Consider the following 19713-nt stretch of genomic DNA (forward strand, 5'->3'; position numbering starts at 1 on the left):
TAACCAACCACTCTATTCAACAAATAATAATGCTAAACGGACTTGATCATAAGCCATTTTAGGTTGTGTTAATTCAACAATCGGGCGTAATTTAATTGAACCATCATCATTAAAATGCTGGCCATCTTGACGTTTGATCAACCGTTTATAAATCTTGCGTACCTGTTCAACGATTTCGTCACCAGGACTGGCTACTGTAATATCCAATCCTTGCTCTTTATGTAAGCGGCCTAAATGATTAATAATCGTAGCAGGCGTTAAGCCACGTTCATGTGCAATATCTTGAATTTCATATCCTGCTTCAAATAAAGCCCGTGTTTCATCTAATGTGGCTGTTGCATAACTTTCTTTTGCTGCATTTTTTGCAATTTTACGTGCATTACGATCAATCTCAGCTTCATTTAGTGTTCCACCACAATGGCGAATAAATGCTTTATGTTGTAGCGTTAAATCAATATGCTGAAATTTTTCTTCAGCTTCAGCAGATAACTCTTGAAAACGACGATCCGCTTTAATGGCTAAACTGTCTAATTCTAATGCTTGCTCATTAAATCCTAATAAACGCAAACCATCTAAACACTTTAAGCGAGATAAAGCCACATAGCCTTGACCCTTTTCAAAAGTATGACTTAAATTAATTTCTGCTGCTGCTAAAGTCATCCCTTGTGATTTATGAATCGTAATAGCCCATGCCAATCGTAATGGAATTTGTTGAAAGCTAGCAATCGTTTTTCCAGCATCATTGTCTACAGACCAAGTTTCAGGCTCAACCAATAGAATACTGCCATCTGTTAATTTTACTTTAGGCAAACACCCATATTCATCATCATCCTCAAAGCCAATCACCTCACCCAAACTGCCATTGATATAGCCCAGATCAAAATTATTACGGACAAACATCACTTTGGCCTGTTTTTTTAAGACCAATACTTCAGGTGCTCGAATTGATGATTTAAGGGTCTCAATTAATTTATCATTCCCATCACATTGCGCATCAAACTGACGTATATCTTGATCAATTTCATTTAAATGTTTGAGATTCAGTGTATCCACATCCATGTTATGGGTATAAAGACGTGTAAACGTTTCACCAATATCCTGATGCCTAGTATTTTGTAAAGCAATAATATGTTGTTGTTGAATAGACTGATGACGAATCGCATTTAAAATATCATTTAAAATATCATTTCCTTGACGATATTGTTCTGTCAAATAACACACTCGAAATTTTGCCTCAACCCAAGCATCAGACATAAAACAGAACTTATCTCTATTTTTTTCATCATTTTTACCAACAGGAGGTAATTGGAAAAAATCACCTGCGACAATAACCTGAATTCCACCAAAGGCCTGATCACTTTCTTTAAAGTATTTTAAAACTTGATTGACCAGATTTAACTGTTTGGCATGAAGCATTGAAATTTCATCAATAATCAAGACTTGGGCATTTTCTAAATGTTCTTTTAAATATTTTCGTTCTTTCATACGCTTCAGATCATCATCTGTCAGCATATCTTTAATCCCAATACCTGCCCAAGTATGAATCGTCATTCCATTCATATGTGTCGCAGCAATTCCAGTCGATGCTGTAATCGCGACAGGAACCTTACGTGCTTTTAAATAATTAATATATTGATTTAAAGTATAGGTTTTTCCTGCACCAGCAGAGCCTGTTAAAAAAATATTTTCACCTGCTTTCATAAGCTTTAGTGCAGTTTCTTGTTTCATAAGACCTATACCATTCAAAAACTGTTATAGCCTACAATCTTTTGTTAAAAAAGTTAAGTCGAACTAATTTTCTCCTCATCTATTTTAAAAGAACAATACACCGCATATTCTCGACAATATGATGAGCAAGAGTTAGCAATTCATTACTTTTTATGGTTTTATTTTATAAAGCCAATTTGCTACAAATAAATATCCATACCATGTACTCTTTTTTATAGGCATTGCAATGATCAAGAAAAAAAATCGATCTTATCGTCAAGATATTTTAGGCGCAGAATATGAGCGGATGGATTTACCCTTTCCTGATGATGAGGATGGTCAAGTCATCGCAACACTGATTCGAAAAAAAGCAGTCACACCAACAAAAAAAGCAGTACTTTATCTACATGGTTTTATAGATTATTTTTTTCAGACTGAAATGGCTGAAGCTTTTAATCAACATCATTTTGACTTTTATGCACTCGATTTACGTAAATATGGTCGATCACACCTCGCTCATCAAAAATTTTATGCCGTCCGCAACTTATCTGAATATGATGCAGAAATTTCAACAGCACTAGCCATTATTGCAGAGGAACAGCATGATCAGGTTATATTGTCGGGCCATTCAACAGGTGGCTTAATTAGCACCTTATATATCGCACATCATATCAATCATCCCTTAATTAAAGGCTTATGGCTAAATAGTCCCTTTTATGACTTTAATTTACCTCACCTACAAAAAATGCTTGCTATTCCTGTTTTAAATCAATTGGGTAAAAAATTTCCTGACCTGCAAGTTCCCAATCCAATGAACCAATATTATATTGCAAGTTTACATCGACTATTTCATGGTGAATGGAATTTTAATCTTGAATGGAAAAAAGACAAAGTCCCCTATATTCCATTAAGTTTTATTCATGCAATTTATGAAGCACAACAAGAGATCCATCAAGGTCCTTATTTAAGTGTACCTACACTGGTGATGTATTCATCACAAACTACTGCACCAAAACAGTGGAATCAGCAAGCACAAACCAGTGATATTATATTAAACGTTAAAGATATTGAAAAATGGGCAGCCCATTTAAAAGGCCATGTCACTCTATGTGAAATTCAAAACGGTATACATGATTTAGTTCTTTCTAGTGCGCCTGTTCGAAAACAGGTTTATCAAGCTTTATTTGCATGGCTGCAATATCATCATCTTTGACATCCTCTCCGACCTCAAGGACGGAGATTCCTACTGCTAGACGCTTATGCCCTGAGAAACACTATTGTTCACGCATAGATGGGAAATTTAGCACAATTCGCTAAATACAAACTCTGCTTCAGTATATCTGGCAACATTTTTTATCGCTAACGTCCCATTAACGATATTTACCAAAGATTTTCCACGTCTGATTATCTGCAAGTGGATCACAATAACGATCATTACGCTGTTTACGAGGCTTATCTCGTGCATCAATTAATTTAAAATCATCCTCAACACTTAATACGATACCATTCACATAAAATCGTGTTCTGGTGTACTCACTTTGTCGATGTTGAAATACATAGGTTCTTAAATCAATAAACTCGCGATGTGCAACCAATACTGCAGATTCATCATGATCTAACCAATGATGCATCGCTGTGATTTGTTGAGCTTCAAATTGACCGCATTTATCTAACAATCTTGCCACACCACGAAATGTTTTTGATTCCTTGGCACGTGTTTTATTGATACGAATTCGATCTACATGAAAATAAAATAAGGGTAAATTTAAATGGCTCGGTAAATGAATTTCATCGAGAACCTCATCGTCCATAAAAGGTTGAAACAAATCTTGAGCACGTTCAATCAATCCTGTCCATTGTTTATAATAATCATCTACCTCAGATTTAAGTCCATAATAAATCGGTAAACCTTCCACATTGGCTAAATTGACTGGTGGCCAAATATTCTGACGTAATAAGGCAATATCACTTTTTAAAGTTTGTACCGCAATACTCTCTTGCATACTATCACCCATGACTTTTTTATATACTTAGGCTATTTAAGATTACGCGAAAGGTTTAGTTTCTGCAAGGCTTTGCCTATAATGCAGCATTGATTTTAGATTAGGAAAAGTTCATGGTGCAAAAAATTGAAGCAACGGATGTCACCGAAGAAGAAGCTTTAAATGCCATTTTTTTTGAACGTGCAGATGAGTTTATTCAACAAGCAAATGATTTTTCTCGTATTGAAAAAGGTAGTCAGGAAAATCCGAGTGACAAACGTGGACAAGTCAGTGCTGCTATGCTGTTTGCAACCGCACGTTTTAATACATGGGTCGCTGCCAATAATTTTAAAGATGGCAATGAAATGCGCGATGCGAAACAACAAGTGATGTCATATATTCTGCAGCAATTTCAAATGATGCTAGAAGATAATTATGATGAGTATTGTGAGCAATTCGAAAACTATTTACGTTTCCGTCATAATGAGGAATTTCACACCAATAAACACAATCATTGATTATCCTGCACGCTTTTGATAATGCCTGATTTGATGGTCGTCTGTGATTTATCCTCTTATCTATATGGATCAATCCATAAAGATCAAAATACACTCAAAAATGGCGTTTATCGTTAAACGCCATCATCAATCTAAACACTACATATAAGGACTGATCAATACCATCATCATCCGATACTAATCTCCCTAAGGCTGTGTGGTTCCATATTGGTCTGCCATCACTTCAACTAAATTGTTAGGTTGAATATATTTTTTAATCACAGCATCAATATCTGCTTTACTTAATCGTGCAATTGCGAGATCTCTCTGCTCACGAAATCGTAAATCACGATTTAACTTCAATTGCGGTACTAACATACGATGAATACGGCGCTCATCTTCTAATGCAGTAACACGCTTTTTCATAATATCTGCTTTTGCAGCAGCCAACTCTTGCTCAGTTACACCATTTTTAATCAAATCATTGAATACATCATGAATGCTTTGTGAAACTTGTGCTGCTTTACCTGCGGTATATTGTGCATCAATCGCTAAAGCACCTGAATCTTGATATTGATTAAAATTAATTGTACTGCTAAAGCCATAGACCAAGGCATTCTTTTCACGCAACTCTTTTGCTAGACGAGAAGATAATTGTGATTCGCCCAAAATATTACGCAAAACAGTCAATGCTGGCATATCTGGATGATCCGCACCGACTGGAAAAACCAATACTGCAGCATAGCTACCAAATTCACGCTGCTCCGCTAAAGCATGAATCTTTTGCCCCGGATAAGCTTGATAAGGTGAATCGAGTCGTTCATACGGCTCCTGCCCATTCCAATTGGCAAATTCTTGTTGCAGAAATTTTTGCATTTTCCGTGGATTAAAATCACCAGTAATTGCAATTTGCGCATGATTCATTGCAAAAAATTGCTGATAAAACTGTTTAACTTGTTCATTCGTCGCAGCATTAATCTGTGTTCTGACCAATTCTGGTTCGAAATGATAACGTAGATCACCTGGCTGATATTTCTCCAAAACACGAGATAATGTCATACCTGCCACAACAGCTGGTTCTGTATAAGGACGATCGAGACTGGATAATGTTTGCTGTTTAATTAAATCAAATTGACTCTGTTCAAATTTTGGATTTTTCATCACATCAATCATGAATTTAAAAAAACGGTCAAATTGATCTTTTTTAGCCACAATAGCAATATTCATACCATTTTGAGCAGAGGATGCGCTTGCACCACCACCGGCTTCAATTGACTGGTCTGCAATGTCTTGTAAACTATATTGATCAGAACCACGCAGTAACAAATATGCAGTTAAATCAATTAGTTCAGCCTTATTTATCAAACTTTTTGCCTGACCAAAATCAACATCAATAAAAGCATAAATTTTGTCGTCGCGAGTTGATGTTGGAAATAAAGCATATTTCATACCATTGGCCAATTCACCACGCTGAATTTTCTTTTCTGCATTCAATAAATGTTGCTTAGAAGTCACGACATTTTGTGCAATTTCTCGCTGATAGGTACTGATATCTTTTAATACTTCAGGCTGTTGTGGTGTTTGATCTAAAGTTTTAGTCAATATTGGCTGCTGCTGGGTTAACGCTTTTTTTTGTGCTTCAGGGGTTGGTTTAATATCGCCTTCAATACGATTTTGTGCTTGAATAAAATCATTCAGATTTTGATTAACTTGCTCTACAGTCAAACCTTGTAATTGCTGTTGATCCGTAAAATATTGTGCCCAATTACCTTGATATGAAACAACGTAATCACTGAGCATTTCTCCCACTGCTGTTGAATTGCTCAACATACTTTCCTGAGAATTTTTAATCAGATTTTTGACGCGTTTTAACTCACTCTCATTAAATGTTTGATGTTGTTCAACGCTTTGAATCAGTGTATCAGCAACTTTCTTCTCATCATCTGTTGGTGAAAATACAGCCCCCATAAATATCACATTAAAATCCCGATCTAAATAGGATGAGGCTAAAACATTGGTTGCTATTCCCGTTTCAACCATACGCTGATATAAATGACCACTTGGCTGTAAAGTATACAGTGCTGGTGCGATTGCTAAAGCAGTTTTAATCTTTTGATTTGGACCATTTAAATAGATATTAAATTTGGCCAAATCACTACCTTTTTCTACTAAAAATTGACGTTGTTTAATTTGATTTGTATCTAATGGAGGAACTTGTACTTGCGGTGGTACTGCCCTCGCAGGAATAGAACCAAATTGTTGATCAATCTGTTTTAAAACTTCAGCTTGATTAAATTTTCCAGCAATAATCATTACAGCATTATTGGGTGCATACCATGTTTGGTAAAATGAGTTTAACTCTTGCATATTAATCGATTGCAATTCATCTAGATCACCAATCGGTAGCCGACCAAAATACTGTTGACCATATGCCGATTTCCATACCTGATCCATTAAAACTGCAAATGGCTGATCCATACGTACTTCACGCTCACGTTTTACAATAGCGATTTCAGCCGGTACAAACTTTTCTTGTAGAATCAGTTTATCCATCCGTTCTGCTTCTAAATGAATCAGTGCATTAATTGACTTTTGTTCTGGACGAATGGTATTAATATATTTGGTTGCATAATAACTGGTGCTGGCATTATTGGATAAAGTATGCTGATCTAGGCGGCGCTGAAACTCTTCCCCCGGCACATTTTGGGTGCCTTTAAATGCTAAGTGCTCCAGTAAGTGCGCTAATCCTCCTTTACCGTTAGGATCATTTAAAGATCCCGTAAAATAGACTGTATTCATATACACTTTATTTTCTTTATCATTCGGTGCAAGAATCACCCTGAAGCCATTATCAAGTTGATATTCCTCAATTTTTTGTTGTTTTTTGACTAAAATAGGCTGTGCCAAAATGGGACTGCTTATTCCGATGATGAATAGTGAAATAACAACCTGATTAAAACCAAACAGCATAATGACTCCATATCAAAATAGTCATGGCAAAGTAAATATTCATGATGACTATAAATCTTAATTTAAATACATTAGAAACAAATGAGAATGATAACAATATTCATTTTATTTTACTTAAAAATTAAATTGATTTATGATCAATCAGTAAGAATAAAAGATGATCGGTCATCATAAAATCTGTATTTTATCTATTTTACTGCTGAATGCGTCCATTCAATTAATAATGACAAAATCAAGCCTGATCATAAGCCAATCATTAAAACTATCGTGTAATTAGCTACAATACAAGATGATTAATCTCATTATTCACCTATATCCTAGGATGTTTGCTTGAACTCAACTAGGAATTTGTAATCCCAATACGCTGATGATTTTATATCCATTGTTATGCCAACTATAGATGTAAAATCATCACCGGTGAATTTCATATCTCAATCAATTAAAGATACAGTTCAGCCTGTAAATATAATTGTGCATAACCTGAAATTTCAATACGATTATCTGCGAGAATTTCACAATATAATGTTCCACCTCGCGCAGAAGCCTGATAAGCCATAATCGATGTTTTCGCTAATTTTTCGGCCCATAAAGGTGCAATCGCGGTATGAATTGAGCCGGTGACAGGATCTTCATTAATCCCATTGGCTGGTGCAAAATATCGAGAGATACAATCATATTGTTGTGATTGAGCGGTGATGGCAAGATCCAAACGAGAAGCATCTGCAGTAATTGCTGTACGATACTGTGCCAATTGTTTTAATAACTCAAAATTAGGTTTCTCATCTAATACATCTTGTACGGTTTCATACTCAATAATATAAGCCTGTGCATTTAAATAAACGGCTTTAAATGGCTTACTCAATGCTTGTCTCAATAATGGCGGATAATCTGATAATTTTTCAGCAGGGCGAATTGGGAAATTCATACAAATTCGACCATCTTCAGCATGTGAAACGATAAAAACACCCAGTTGTTTAACATGAAAATAAATCGTTTCAGGCACAGCATAATATTGAAATAAAACAAAACTACTGGCCAAGGTTGCATGGCCACAAAAATCAACTTCTGTTGTTGGTGTAAACCAACGAATAGCAAAATTTTCTGCATCTATTTTCTTTACAAATGCCGTTTCTGCCAAATTATTTTCCAGTGCAATATTTTGCATCAACTCATCACTCAGCCATTCATCTAAAACCAACACAGCGGCTGGATTACCTTTGAATTTAACTTGTGTAAAAGCGTCTACTTGATACATTTTCATTAATTGTTCCCTTTTTCTAGATACACCTGATGTATTTGGTCATATCAGCGCTATGATCATCTATACACGAACACTCAGTCATTACAACCATTCACTCACAACAAATATAATAAAAAAACCAAGAAAGCATTGAATTAATTTATATAACCCCCATACAATGTAAAACATCAGTACTATAAAAGCACTTTAATAAAAATTTGCTTCTATAACATTGGCTTTTTGCCATTATGATGTCCAACTTAAGATTGAAATGGATCAATAACATGACTGCTATTGCAAATAACCACGTGGTTTCATTCCACTACACATTGACTAACGCAGAGGGTGAAACTCTCGACCAATCTCAAGGTGAACCACTTGCCTATTTGCATGGTGCTGGGAATATCATCCCTGGTTTAGAAAAAGCACTCGCAGGTAAAACAGTGGGTGAAAAATTTACTATCACGATTCCTGCTGCTGAAGCATATGGTGAATATAATCCTGATCTCGTACAAGAAGTTCCAGCACAAATGTTCCAAGGTGTAGAGAACATTCAGCCGGGCATGCAATTCCAAGCACAAACAGATGATGGTGTACAAATTGTAACTGTGAAAGCCGTAGAAGGTGACAACATTGTCGTTGATGCTAACTTCCCTCTTGCTGGCCAAGACTTAACGTTTGAAGTTGAAATCGTTGAAATTCGCGATGCTTCTGAAGAAGAGCTTGAGCACGGTCATGTTCATGGTGCAGGTGGTCATCACCACTAAGATCATATAGATCATTAAGGCCAAGTTTTTACTTGGCCTTTTTTATGTCACAATATTCTACTTATTTCTCATAAAATTCACATCATTTTGACGTGTTTAAAGACTAAAATAGCGATAGGTATTTGATCAAAGTACATAAATGCTATGCAAAAAAAATCATTAATATGGTTTAGACAAGACTTACGTGTGAGCGACAATAGTGCGCTTTGGTATGCACTACAAAACCAGACGACGATTGCCTTGGTGATTTTATCTCCAGCACAATGGCAACAGCATCATGATGCAGCCATTAAAATTGACTTTTATCTGCGACAATTGCAACAATTAAAACAGCAACTACAAAAACTGAATATTCCTTTGCAAATTGAAGTCATTCCATGGTGGCGCGATATCGCCAATTTTATCTGTGAGTTTTGTAGCAAACATGATATTCAAAATGTCTACGGCAATATTGATATCGGCATCAATGAGCTGCAACGTGATGCTATTGTACAAAAAAAGCTCAACAAAATCAATAAAGATTTTATTCTATATCATGACCGAACCATATTTCCTTTAGGTTCAATTCGCAATCAAAACCAACAACCTTATCAAGTTTTCAGTGCGTTTAAAAAAAAATGTATTGAACAACTGATTATTTCACTACCACAACCTTTTTTGCAACCTGAAGCTCAATCGAGCGTGCAGAATGCAGAACAATTCACGGCAGAGATTCCAACCCTAGAAGAATTAACAGGAAATACAATTCCAATCGAAAAACAGGCACTTTGGCCCGTAGGTGAGTCATATGCACAAGATATGCTCAACAATTTTATTCAAGATCATATTCAAGATTATCATCTCAAAAGAGACTTCCCTGCAAGCAAAGGTAGCAGTCTTCTTTCTCCATATTTAAATTCAGGACTACTCTCTATTCGTCAATGCTTAGCAGCACTGTTTAAAACAAACAATGCTCAATTTCATATTTATCATCAAGGTCAAGAAACTTGGTTAAATGAATTAATTTGGCGTGAATTCTATCAACATATCCTATACAGTTTTCCTCGATTATCTCGATACCAACCCTTTAAATTAAATACCCAACATATTCCATGGCGTCATGCCGATTTAGATTTTGAAGCATGGAAATTGGGACAAACGGGTATTCCAATTGTAGATGCTGGCATGCGTCAGTTATTAGCCACAGGTTGGATGCATAATCGAGTTCGAATGATTACTGCCATGTTTTTAACCAAAAACCTATTGATCGATTGGCGTCAAGGTGAGCAGTGGTTTATGCAAAATTTAATCGATGGTGATTTAGCGGCCAATAATGGCGGATGGCAATGGTGTGCTTCTACAGGAACAGATGCTGTGCCTTACTTCAGAATTTTTAATCCAATCAGTCAATCAGAAAAATTTGATCCTAATGGCGATTATATTCGCCAATGGTTACCAGAATTGGCCCATTTAAATGCCAAAACCATTCATCAACCTTATGCAAAAAACCCGCATATTGCGTTAAAATACCCACAGCCCATAGTTGATCTTAAACAAAGTCGTTTAAGGACTATCGATATTTTTAAAACCCATAGCTAAATTAAAGCGCTCATCTCAGCCATGGCCTTATGGTTTTTTAGTGCGACCTTGTCTGTTCTTCACCGACAAGGTACATTTGAGCAAGCATTGGTCAAAATGCAAATTTAATCCATAGCTCATCACGATGACTTATATTTCATCACGTTTAAAAACCAGCTCTCCGGCAAGTGAGCTTTCTGCTGCATAATAATAGCCTTCTGCTTGAAATGATTTTAAATCATCTAGATGGCTTAGTTGATTTTCAATGATATAGCGTGCCATTAAACCACGGGCTTTTTTAGCATAAAAACTAATGACTTTATATTTGCCATGCTTCTGATCCAAAAATACAGGCTTGATAATTTCTGCATTAATTTTTGATTCAATCACAGCTTTATAATATTCATCAGAGGCAAGATTGACCAATAATGATGAATTAGACTGGGCTAAATCAGCATTGATTAAATCTGTAATATATTCTCCCCAAAATGCATATAAATGAGGACCACGAATGTTATTTAAACGTGTACCCATTTCTAAACGATATGGCATCATTAAGTCCAATGGACGTAATAAACCATATAAACCCGAAAGCATCCGTAAATGCTGTTGCGCAAATTGAATAGATTTTTCATTTAAATCATAAGCATCTAAGCCAGTATAAACATCTCCTTTAAATGCAAATATGGCTTGACGTGCATTGGTAAGATTAAAATCAACATGCCAATCTTGAAAACGTGCATGATTAAGTAATGCTATTTTTTCACTGACTTTCATCAGTGCAGCAATTTCACTTACCGATAATTTTTGACAATCTTTAATCAATAATTGACTATGTTGTAAAAGTCGGGGCAAAGTAAAATGATCCGTTGGCAACGGCGTTTCATAGTCTAACGTTTTTGCTGGGGATATAAGGGCAAGCATAACAAACCTGTTTAAATTGTATGAATTACAATATCACGATACATAATGAATCAATCGCCAACTATAACAGCAGTATTATTTTAATACCAATTCATGTTTTTAGTGAAAATGATCGGTAAAATAGTTAAGTGTTACCTATTATGCTTACTCCCATGATGTCTAAACAAATTTTTATTTCTGGTGATGCTGGAAAAATTGAAGTCTTGGTCGATTACCCTTCACAAGAGATTAAAGGATTCGCAGTGGTGTGTCATCCTCATCCTTTAGAAGGGGGTACACCACAGCATAAAATACCCACCCTTTTGGCACAAACCTATCTCGCACATGACTGTGTTGTTTATCGCCCTAGTTTTAGAAGTTCAGGACAAACCGAGGGACATCATGACCATGGTATCGGAGAAACTGAGGATATCTTAGCGGTGATTGCCTATGCACGTCAGCAACACCAAGGATTATGCTTTTATGCGGCTGGTTTTAGTTTTGGTGCCCATATCATCGCCAAAACGCATGCACGACTTCCGGCTGAGTTACAAGCAAAACAAATGATTTTATGTGCTTTACCAACAGCAACTGTCGCCGATAGCCGCCATTATGTTACACCGGCAATTCAAGGAGATATCTTATTGATTCATGGCGAGGAAGATCGTATCACCACACTTCAAGATTTGATTCAATGGGCAAAGCCACAGCGACATTCAATCACTATTTTACCTGGTGCCAATCATTTCTTTACTGGCTATTTAAAAGTATTGCGCATTACGATGTCTCGTTTTTTAAGTCTACATGCTGATTAAAATATCCGATCCATATTTTTCATATTGATCGTCTTATACACATACTATGGCTCCACAATCAATTCAATGCGTTATATACAAGGCTGATCATAGATTTTTCGCCAACTCCTGATACAGTAGATCGCATTGATGGTATCTACTGCTCAGTGAGTCATTTATGGATTTAGCAATGTTTAAATTATTGGCACGGTACAATATTTGGGCAACCTATAAGTTAAATCAACAATTACGCCAATTGACCGAGCAACAATTTAATGCAGAATGTGGACTGTATTTTAAAAGTATTTCTGGCACATTAAATCATTTACTGGTCGGAGAACATTACTTATGGTTTGCCCGCTTTTGCTCCCAACCCACACCAGCCCTAGCATTAAATAGCATCATAGAAGCTGATAAAGATCAGCTTCTCAATCAATTAGAACAACGTGCCCAACATTGGCCAGATTTTTTAGCAACCGTAGATGTGAAGAAATTTAAACAGCAATTAACCTACACCACATCAAAAGGCCAAATCATTTCACTCCCCTATGCAGCAACATTACTTCACGTTTTCAACCATGCAACTCATCATAGAGGACAAATTACTGCTGCACTCAGTGGTATGGGCTATGATTGCCCTGAACTTGATTTGGTCTATATGCTGGTTGAAGAAAATACATGATTACTTTAGCGCAATGATCTACTACACGATCTAAATCTAAAGTCGTCATAACCATAGGTTGAGTTTTTTAGTCAGCATCACAATAGTACAACAACAAATGGATGATAAAACACCCTGATGCAAATCAACATTATAAAACCGCTATGATATGTGTATCACCAGCCTGAGCATCACAATACAGAGAAATTGCAAAGTGATTTGATCATTACAGCTAATCTCCTCAATTCATCATTGCTGTATTCAATCGCATTTGGCTACAAAAATACATCAGTTGAAATATTTATCTTTTTATACTGAATACGATATAAATCCTTTAAATACTAAATCGAATGATGACTAAAAAATCATCACCACAATAATACTAACTTGAGAATAATCATGTACAATTTATTTCAAACACGTGACAAAAATACTCGGCATATTTATCTAGCGATTTATATTGGTATTATTGCCGGCATTATTTCTGCACTGGTAAAATCAGGCTTTGAAGATTTAATTCCTCCAAGAACCCCAGAAACATTACCACCACCGATGGTATTACTGGATAAGTTAGGCTTTCATAGCAGTGATATGGTCTATCATTGGATGGATTACACGGTAAATTGGGGCGGTAATGGTGTTCATATTTTATTTTCAATTGTGATCGCTATTATTTATTGCGTACTAAATGAATATTTTGTTAAAGCAAGAATGCTACATGGTATTATTTTTGGTATTGGAGTATCTGTTTTTGCACATGGTTTAGTGGTGCCATTACTGGGCCTATCAGGTTGGTTATGGACAGCAGGTTCTGAAGCATTAATTTCTGAATTTGTCGGTACCGCTTTTTGGATATGGACCATTGAGGCAATCCGACAAAATCTACGCAGTCGTTTTACTCAACAACATAGCTACGATTAGTGGATATGGATTCAACTTAATGATCGGATGAGATAGGCACCTAAATTTAGTTATCATTGCCCTAACCCAATGCAGCATATCTATCAATCAATCGCTCATTTATAGCGTTTGATCTTTGCATGCAGCATTTTAAGACCACATGCCGATAGCATTGCACCAGATCACAACCAAATAACCATGTATATGTGCTCATAACATGGCTGTTATCCCTCAATCGCCTATCATTATTCTCGATCAAGTAGAAATATGGCAGATCTTCAATCATAAGAGCATCTTCATGTAAAATACAGTCACAGATCAATAGGCACTTTTAATTAAAGATGATGCGGTATTGATTCTTTTTTTCATACAGCAGCATGATGTGATGTTATACCGAGTCAATCCAGTGTTTCAGAAAAAGTCGCAACTGATCGACAACCTATGCTGCATGTTTTGCAGCAACATCGTGTTGTCCACCTGTAATAACAGATAACTGTGCTTGTTGACTTGGCGATTAAACTATACTGAAGACCATTCAAACTCACTCAAGGCTTGATTTTTCTTTAAGGTATTTTCTACAGCCTGCGCCAACTGGTTGAGCAAACTTTGCTCAGTAATACGCTCAAGCCAGTCTTGATCTTCTGCTGGATATGAGGCAATTTGACAGACCATATGACCATCTTCGCTACGAGCTTCACAGGTGATCGATAAAGGTAAAGCGCGTTCATCAACACTCACTGCAACCTGTGCACCACTTTGCGCCAATGTTGCAAAACCCTGTTGGCAAAGTTGCTCTGTCAAAAGATGGGCAATATATTGTTGTACATCATCTGGCGTATGATATTGATTTTTAATTTCGCTTTTGGCTACAAATTTTAATTTACGCATGACATAACCTATAGGCATTATTATAGTATGGTTTTAGCATATTTAAAAACAAATAGCCAAGTCAATACTTGGCTATTTCACAGAAAACGATGCATCATTTCGCCATCAGGGCGATGCCAATGATAAAGTATTATGCACTAACGTGGATTGCTAATCCGGCTTGGGTCGCTAATTCTGTAAAGGTTGGGAAACTCGTTGCCACAGTTTCAGTACCCAGAATATTAATTTCACCAGAAGTACGTAAACCAGCCATCGAAAAACTCATGGCGATACGATGATCATGATGCGATTCTATTTCGCCTCCTGTAAAAATATCACCCCACTCACCTGAGCGTCCCTTACCTTCAATGATAATACCATCAACGGTAGGCGTACAATCAATCCCCATAATTTTCAGCCCATCTGCCATTACCTGAATACGATCAGACTCTTTAACACGAAGTTCTGCAGCACCTGTCAGTACTGTTTGCCCTTCAGCACAAGCAGCAGCAATAAATAAAGCTGGAAATTCATCAATCGCCAATGGTACTTGATCTTCAGGAATATGAATGCCTTTTAAGGTTGTTGAACCTTTGATTCGGATATCCGCAATCGGTTCACCACCTGCAATACGCTCATTTTCAACAGATAAATCTGCACCCATCTGTTTTAAAATCTCAATAATACCTGTACGTGTTGGGTTAACACCCACTGCTTGCAAAGTAATATCCGCACCTTCAGTAATGGCAGCACCTACCATAAAAAATGCCGCAGATGAAATATCCGAAGGAACTTGAATATGAGTTGCCAACAGTTTACCGCCACCTTGTAATGAAATACGATTGGCATCTGTCTTCACATCATAACCAAATGCTCGTAACATACGTTCAGTGTGATCACGTGTAGGTTCTGGTTCAGTGACTGAGGTTTCCCCTTCTGCCCATAGACCAGCCAGTAAAATACCTGATTTTACTTGCGCAGAAGCCATGGGTAGATCGTAATGAATACCCGCCAAAGCTTGATTGCCCGTAATCGAAATTGGCGGTGTACCGCGCTCACCCGTGGTTTGAATATGTGCACCCATTTCACGCAATGGTTTTGCAATCCGCTCCATTGGACGCTTGGACAATGATGCGTCACCCGTCATCACTGAATCAAATTTTTGTGCAGCCAATAGTCCAGACAATAGGCGCATGGATGTTCCTGAGTTACCCATATACAATGCACTGGCAGGAGCTTTCAAGCCATGCATACCGACACCATGAATAGTGACTTCACCATTTTTAGGGCCTTCAATACTTACCCCCATATCACGAAATGCTTGTAATGTTGCTAAAGCATCTTCACCTTCCAGAAAACCTTGTACATGTGTGGTTCCTTCAGCAATTGCGCCAAACATAATCGAACGATGTGACACAGATTTATCGCCTGGCACACTAAATTGACCCTGAAAATGCTTTTTACCAGGTAAAATTTTAAATTGCTGTGTCGTCACTTTATTGTTCTCCATTAACGGTTTTTTTGCGAGCATATGATTAAAATGCTGGCGCGCAGCTTGCGCATGTCCTAACAAACCCATTAAAGCTTGCGAGTCTTCATTTTCAATTAATTTACGAATAATGGCCAATTGAGCTTCAAAACCATCTACAGCATTTAAAATGGCTTTTTTATTGGCAAAGAAAATATCATGCCACATTTGTGGGTCACTTGCGGCAATACGCGAAAAATCACGAAATCCGCCTGCGGCATAACGGAAAATATCGAGATTATCCTCACGATTTGCCAATTGCTCAACCAAATTAAATGCCATTAAATGCGGAAGATGACTGGTATGTGCAAGTACTTCATCATGTTTATCAACGGCCATACAAATAACTTCAGCCTTTGCTGCTTGCCACAGTTGAATCAGTTTTGTAATGGCCCAATCTGCACTGCTGTCCAAAGGCGTAAGAATGACTTTATGATTGACAAATAAATCTACTTTACCTGCATGTACACCGGTATGCTCAGAACCTGCAATTGGATGTCCTGGTACAAACCCTGGGGGGAGTGCATCACCATACACCGCTTTGGCAGCATCGACAACATTAGCTTTTGTACTGCCAACATCTGTAATGATGACATGTTCAGCTAAATAAGGGCGTATGGTTTGTAAAACCTGTTGCGTAGCACGTACAGGCAAAGCCAAGACCACCAAATCAGCCCCTTGAACTGCTTCAACTGGATCGCGATAACCCGCTTCAATTAATCCCAGTTTTTTTGCATCTTCAAGCGTTTTTGCTGAACGTGTCGAAGCCACAACATGATGCGCTAATTTTTCTGCCACAATGACACGGGCAAGACTTGAACCAATCAGTCCAAGCCCAATAAAAGCAACTTTTTCAAACAATGGTGCAGACATTTTTTAAGCTTTTGCCTCTAAACCCAACACCTTTGCTAAGGCGGTTAAGAATTTTGCATTTTCAGCTTCTGTACCAATAGAAACACGAAGATGATTCGCAATGCCAACAGGACGTACAATTACACCTTCTTGCAATAATGCATTAAAAGTTTGTACTGCATCTGTTTGTACATTGACTAAAATAAAATTAGCACGCGAAGGAACAAATTCTAAGCCTAAAGCCTGAAATCCTGCTTCAAGTTGAGCCATACCTTGTTTATTGACTAAGCGTGAACGTGCAATAAAAGCATCATCTTTTAATGCCGCAACTGCCGCAACCATAGCTAAATGGTTGACATTAAAGGGTTGACGAATACGATTTAAAAAGTCAGTAATCGCTACAGAAGACAGTGCAAAACCAACACGTAAAGCAGCCAAACCATAGCATTTTGACAAAGTACGACTAATAATTAAGTTGGGATACAAAGTTAAAAACGGTAAGCTATTAAAGTTTTCAGGGAAATACTCTACATAAGCTTCATCAAGTACGACCGGTATATGACGCGGAATTTTTTGCATAAATGCTTCAAACTCTGACTCTTCAAACCATGTCCCAGTTGGATTATTTGGATTTGCAATAAAGATCAATTTAGTATTGTCTTGCACGGCAGCAGCCATCGCATCCAAATCATGTGCAAAACCTTTGGCAGGAACTTCAATGGCTTGAGCTCCAATGGCTTGAGTAACCAAACCATATACAGCGAATGCATGCTGACTATAAACCACAGAATCCTGCTCTGAAACAAATGCACGTGCAAAAATTTCGAGCAGATCATTTGAACCATTACCCAATGTAATACGGTTATGCGCAATACCAAACGTCTTCTCGATTTGATCTTTTAAAATAAAACCGCCACCATCAGGATATCGGCCAATTTCAGTAAGTTCAGCAGCAACGGCTTTCTTCACTTGCTCCGAACATCCTAGCGGATTTTCATTTGAAGCAAGTTTAACAATATTGGTGATACCCAATTCGCGTTCAAGCTCACTAATCGGTTTACCAGGCTGATAAGGTTTTAATTGCGCAATACCCGCATTGGCTGGGACAAATGTCATGTTACAACTTCCAAGTTTTATAGGACAACAAAGGGTTAATCAATGATTAGCCACCATAAGCATTACAATACGGCAATTGGATAAGAACCCAAAACACGCACTTCTTTGACAAACGGACGAATCTCTTCAATGGCTGCTTTAACATTTTCTTGATCAATATGTCCTTCCAAATCAATGAAGAATACATAAGCCCATTTTTCTGGTAATGCTGGACGTGTTTCAATACTGGTCAAGCTAATATTATGTTTAGCAAATGGCGCTAAAATTTCAAGTAATGCACCTGCACGATCATGGGCTGAAATCAGCAATGATGTTTTATCATTACCACTTTGTGGTACTTTTTCGCGACCAATCACCAAGAAACGTGTTGTATTTTCCGGATTATCTTCAATATTGTGGTGTAAAATTTCGAGATTATAAATTTTTGCAGCAACTTCAGATGCGATTGCAGCTGAATGCCACTCATTACGAATACGACGTGCAGCTTCAGCATTTGAACTGAGTGCAACACGCTCTACACCAGGATAATGCGCATCCAACCAACTACGGCACTGCGCAAGCGTTTGCTGATGTGCATAAATCTGCTTAATACTGTCTTTGCGTGTATTTTCCGACACTAAGAATTGATGATGGATACGTAATTCTACCTCACCAATCACATTCAGATGAGAAGATTTAAAACAGTCTAAAGTATGATTCACAACACCTTCAGATGAATTTTCAACAGGAACTAAACCATAATGTGCACTTCCTGCTTCAACTTCACGGAAAACCTCATCAATTGTCGGTAAAGGACGTACAACTGCATCCTGTCCAAAATGCTTTAAGACAGCAGAATGGGTATAAGTACCAACAGGGCCTAAAAAGGCAATACTCTGTGGTGCTTCTAATGCGAGGCAAGCAGACATGATTTCACGGAATAAACGTGCCATGGTTGCATCAGATAAAGGACCTTCATTACGTTCCATAACATGACGTAAAACTTGTGCTTCACGCTCAGGACGGTAAAACAAAGGGTTCTCTTCTGCCGCAAATTTCGCCTTGGCAACGGCTTCTGCCAATTTTGCACGACGATTAATCAGCTGCTGAAGCTGTTGATCGACAGAGTCAATATCCTGACGAATTTGAGCAAGGTCAAGAGAAGGTGTAGTGTTTTGATCGTCGTTGATCATTGTTATGATGCCCTTTAAAACAGATTTTCAACAGTATAACAATAGTAAGCTTTGAATGGTTGCGCAACAAGACTTTGTTATTTAAAGTCTGAAAAACACCCAGTTGGATTATTCAACAATGCAGCACATGATGGCAACATACTGCTATCTTCAGATAATTCAAGACTTTTGTATATTGAAAACCATTTATGAATGTTAAA

Annotated in this window: 16 protein-coding genes; 7 read left to right on the plus strand and 9 right to left on the minus strand. The window is 37.3% G+C overall.

The annotated features are described in order from the left end of the window. Positions 1-12: 12 nt before the first annotated feature. The gene (locus QSG86_RS12920; protein WP_317031873.1) at positions 13-1728 is read right to left on the minus strand and encodes an AAA family ATPase; all 1716 of its coding nucleotides are present in this window, start codon (positions 1726-1728) and stop codon (positions 13-15) included. A gap of 226 nt (positions 1729-1954) precedes the next feature. On the opposite strand from QSG86_RS12920, the gene QSG86_RS12925 reads away from it, so the two are divergent. Continuing rightward, positions 1955-2920, plus strand: a complete 966-nt coding sequence (locus tag QSG86_RS12925) for an alpha/beta hydrolase (RefSeq protein WP_317031874.1) — start codon at positions 1955-1957, stop codon at positions 2918-2920. Positions 2921-3077: 157 nt separating this feature from the next. Here QSG86_RS12925 and QSG86_RS12930 read toward each other — a convergent pair whose 3' ends face one another. Beyond that, complete coding sequence (locus QSG86_RS12930; protein ID WP_317031875.1) at positions 3078-3710, minus strand: hypothetical protein; 633 nt, start codon at positions 3708-3710, stop codon at positions 3078-3080. Positions 3711-3823: 113 nt separating this feature from the next. Between QSG86_RS12930 and QSG86_RS12935 the strand changes: the two genes are divergently transcribed. Then, positions 3824-4207 carry a DUF3144 domain-containing protein gene (locus tag QSG86_RS12935; RefSeq protein WP_317031876.1) on the plus strand — a complete coding sequence of 128 codons (384 nt, stop codon included), beginning with the start codon at positions 3824-3826 and terminating at the stop codon, positions 4205-4207. A 186-nt stretch (positions 4208-4393) separates the two neighbouring features. Here QSG86_RS12935 and QSG86_RS12940 read toward each other — a convergent pair whose 3' ends face one another. Together QSG86_RS12940 and QSG86_RS12945 are read right to left on the minus strand one after the other, a co-directional pair. After that, positions 4394-7156 (minus strand): pitrilysin family protein, encoded by a 2763-nt coding sequence (locus QSG86_RS12940; RefSeq protein WP_317031877.1) that lies wholly within the window; start codon positions 7154-7156, stop codon positions 4394-4396. Positions 7157-7595: 439 nt separating this feature from the next. Next, positions 7596-8417 carry a PhzF family phenazine biosynthesis protein gene (locus QSG86_RS12945; RefSeq protein ID WP_317031878.1) on the minus strand — a complete coding sequence of 274 codons (822 nt, stop codon included), beginning with the start codon at positions 8415-8417 and terminating at the stop codon, positions 7596-7598. Positions 8418-8680: 263 nt separating this feature from the next. Here QSG86_RS12945 and QSG86_RS12950 point away from each other — a divergent pair, with 263 nt between their 5' ends. Then, the gene (locus QSG86_RS12950) at positions 8681-9163 is read left to right on the plus strand and encodes a peptidylprolyl isomerase (protein ID WP_317031879.1); all 483 of its coding nucleotides are present in this window, start codon (positions 8681-8683) and stop codon (positions 9161-9163) included. Positions 9164-9307: 144 nt separating this feature from the next. Beyond that, positions 9308-10741 (plus strand): deoxyribodipyrimidine photo-lyase, encoded by a 1434-nt coding sequence (gene phrB / locus QSG86_RS12955; RefSeq protein WP_317031880.1) that lies wholly within the window; start codon positions 9308-9310, stop codon positions 10739-10741. Between the two features lie 129 nt (positions 10742-10870). On the opposite strand, the gene yaaA is transcribed toward phrB, so the two are convergent. After that, a complete protein-coding gene (gene yaaA, locus QSG86_RS12960; protein WP_317031881.1) occupies positions 10871-11644 on the minus strand; it encodes a peroxide stress protein YaaA in 774 nt (257 codons plus the stop codon). A gap of 155 nt (positions 11645-11799) precedes the next feature. On the opposite strand from yaaA, the gene QSG86_RS12965 reads away from it, so the two are divergent. The 3 genes from QSG86_RS12965 to QSG86_RS12975 all read left to right on the plus strand — a co-directional run bounded on the left by QSG86_RS12965 (position 11800) and on the right by QSG86_RS12975 (position 13999). Next, positions 11800-12438 (plus strand): hydrolase, encoded by a 639-nt coding sequence (locus QSG86_RS12965; protein ID WP_317032574.1) that lies wholly within the window; start codon positions 11800-11802, stop codon positions 12436-12438. A gap of 157 nt (positions 12439-12595) precedes the next feature. Beyond that, a complete protein-coding gene (locus QSG86_RS12970; protein WP_317031882.1) occupies positions 12596-13099 on the plus strand; it encodes a DinB family protein in 504 nt (167 codons plus the stop codon). Between the two features lie 378 nt (positions 13100-13477). Then, complete coding sequence (locus QSG86_RS12975) at positions 13478-13999, plus strand: DUF1440 domain-containing protein (RefSeq protein WP_317031883.1); 522 nt, start codon at positions 13478-13480, stop codon at positions 13997-13999. Between the two features lie 498 nt (positions 14000-14497). On the opposite strand, the gene QSG86_RS12980 is transcribed toward QSG86_RS12975, so the two are convergent. The 4 genes from QSG86_RS12980 to pheA all read right to left on the minus strand — a co-directional run bounded on the left by QSG86_RS12980 (position 14498) and on the right by pheA (position 19513). Continuing rightward, positions 14498-14866 carry a hypothetical protein gene (locus QSG86_RS12980; RefSeq protein WP_317031884.1) on the minus strand — a complete coding sequence of 123 codons (369 nt, stop codon included), beginning with the start codon at positions 14864-14866 and terminating at the stop codon, positions 14498-14500. 130 nt (positions 14867-14996) lie between these two features. Further along, positions 14997-17246: a bifunctional prephenate dehydrogenase/3-phosphoshikimate 1-carboxyvinyltransferase gene (locus tag QSG86_RS12985; RefSeq protein ID WP_317031885.1), complete on the minus strand. Its 2250-nt coding sequence runs from the start codon at positions 17244-17246 to the stop codon at positions 14997-14999. Positions 17247-17249: 3 nt separating this feature from the next. Beyond that, entirely contained in the window at positions 17250-18341 is a 1092-nt protein-coding gene (gene hisC / locus QSG86_RS12990; RefSeq protein WP_317031886.1) for a histidinol-phosphate transaminase, read from the minus strand. A gap of 62 nt (positions 18342-18403) precedes the next feature. Next, positions 18404-19513, minus strand: coding sequence for a prephenate dehydratase (gene pheA / locus QSG86_RS12995; protein ID WP_317031887.1), 1110 nt, complete (start codon positions 19511-19513; stop codon positions 18404-18406). Positions 19514-19713: the final 200 nt, after the last annotated feature.

It is taken from the genome of Acinetobacter sp. SAAs474, assembly GCF_032823475.1.
In the GTDB taxonomy this organism is placed as follows: domain Bacteria; phylum Pseudomonadota; class Gammaproteobacteria; order Pseudomonadales; family Moraxellaceae; genus Acinetobacter.

Excerpts from the sequence above, each read along its gene's own strand:
- QSG86_RS12920 (WP_317031873.1), bottom strand. The coding sequence starts at position 1,728 with ATGAAACAAGAAACTGCACTAAAGCTTATGAAAGCAGGTGAAAATATT.
- QSG86_RS12925 (WP_317031874.1), top strand. The coding sequence starts at position 1,955 with ATGATCAAGAAAAAAAATCGATCTTATCGTCAAGATATTTTAGGCGCA.
- QSG86_RS12930 (WP_317031875.1), bottom strand. The coding sequence starts at position 3,710 with ATGCAAGAGAGTATTGCGGTACAAACTTTAAAAAGTGATATTGCCTTA.
- QSG86_RS12935 (WP_317031876.1), top strand. The coding sequence starts at position 3,824 with ATGGTGCAAAAAATTGAAGCAACGGATGTCACCGAAGAAGAAGCTTTA.
- QSG86_RS12940 (WP_317031877.1), bottom strand. The coding sequence starts at position 7,156 with ATGCTGTTTGGTTTTAATCAGGTTGTTATTTCACTATTCATCATCGGA.
- QSG86_RS12945 (WP_317031878.1), bottom strand. The coding sequence starts at position 8,417 with ATGAAAATGTATCAAGTAGACGCTTTTACACAAGTTAAATTCAAAGGT.
- QSG86_RS12950 (WP_317031879.1), top strand. The coding sequence starts at position 8,681 with ATGACTGCTATTGCAAATAACCACGTGGTTTCATTCCACTACACATTG.
- phrB (WP_317031880.1), top strand. The coding sequence starts at position 9,308 with ATGCAAAAAAAATCATTAATATGGTTTAGACAAGACTTACGTGTGAGC.
- yaaA (WP_317031881.1), bottom strand. The coding sequence starts at position 11,644 with ATGCTTGCCCTTATATCCCCAGCAAAAACGTTAGACTATGAAACGCCG.
- QSG86_RS12965 (WP_317032574.1), top strand. The coding sequence starts at position 11,800 with ATGTCTAAACAAATTTTTATTTCTGGTGATGCTGGAAAAATTGAAGTC.
- QSG86_RS12970 (WP_317031882.1), top strand. The coding sequence starts at position 12,596 with ATGGATTTAGCAATGTTTAAATTATTGGCACGGTACAATATTTGGGCA.
- QSG86_RS12975 (WP_317031883.1), top strand. The coding sequence starts at position 13,478 with ATGTACAATTTATTTCAAACACGTGACAAAAATACTCGGCATATTTAT.
- QSG86_RS12980 (WP_317031884.1), bottom strand. The coding sequence starts at position 14,866 with ATGCGTAAATTAAAATTTGTAGCCAAAAGCGAAATTAAAAATCAATAT.
- QSG86_RS12985 (WP_317031885.1), bottom strand. The coding sequence starts at position 17,246 with ATGTCTGCACCATTGTTTGAAAAAGTTGCTTTTATTGGGCTTGGACTG.
- hisC (WP_317031886.1), bottom strand. The coding sequence starts at position 18,341 with ATGACATTTGTCCCAGCCAATGCGGGTATTGCGCAATTAAAACCTTAT.
- pheA (WP_317031887.1), bottom strand. The coding sequence starts at position 19,513 with ATGATCAACGACGATCAAAACACTACACCTTCTCTTGACCTTGCTCAA.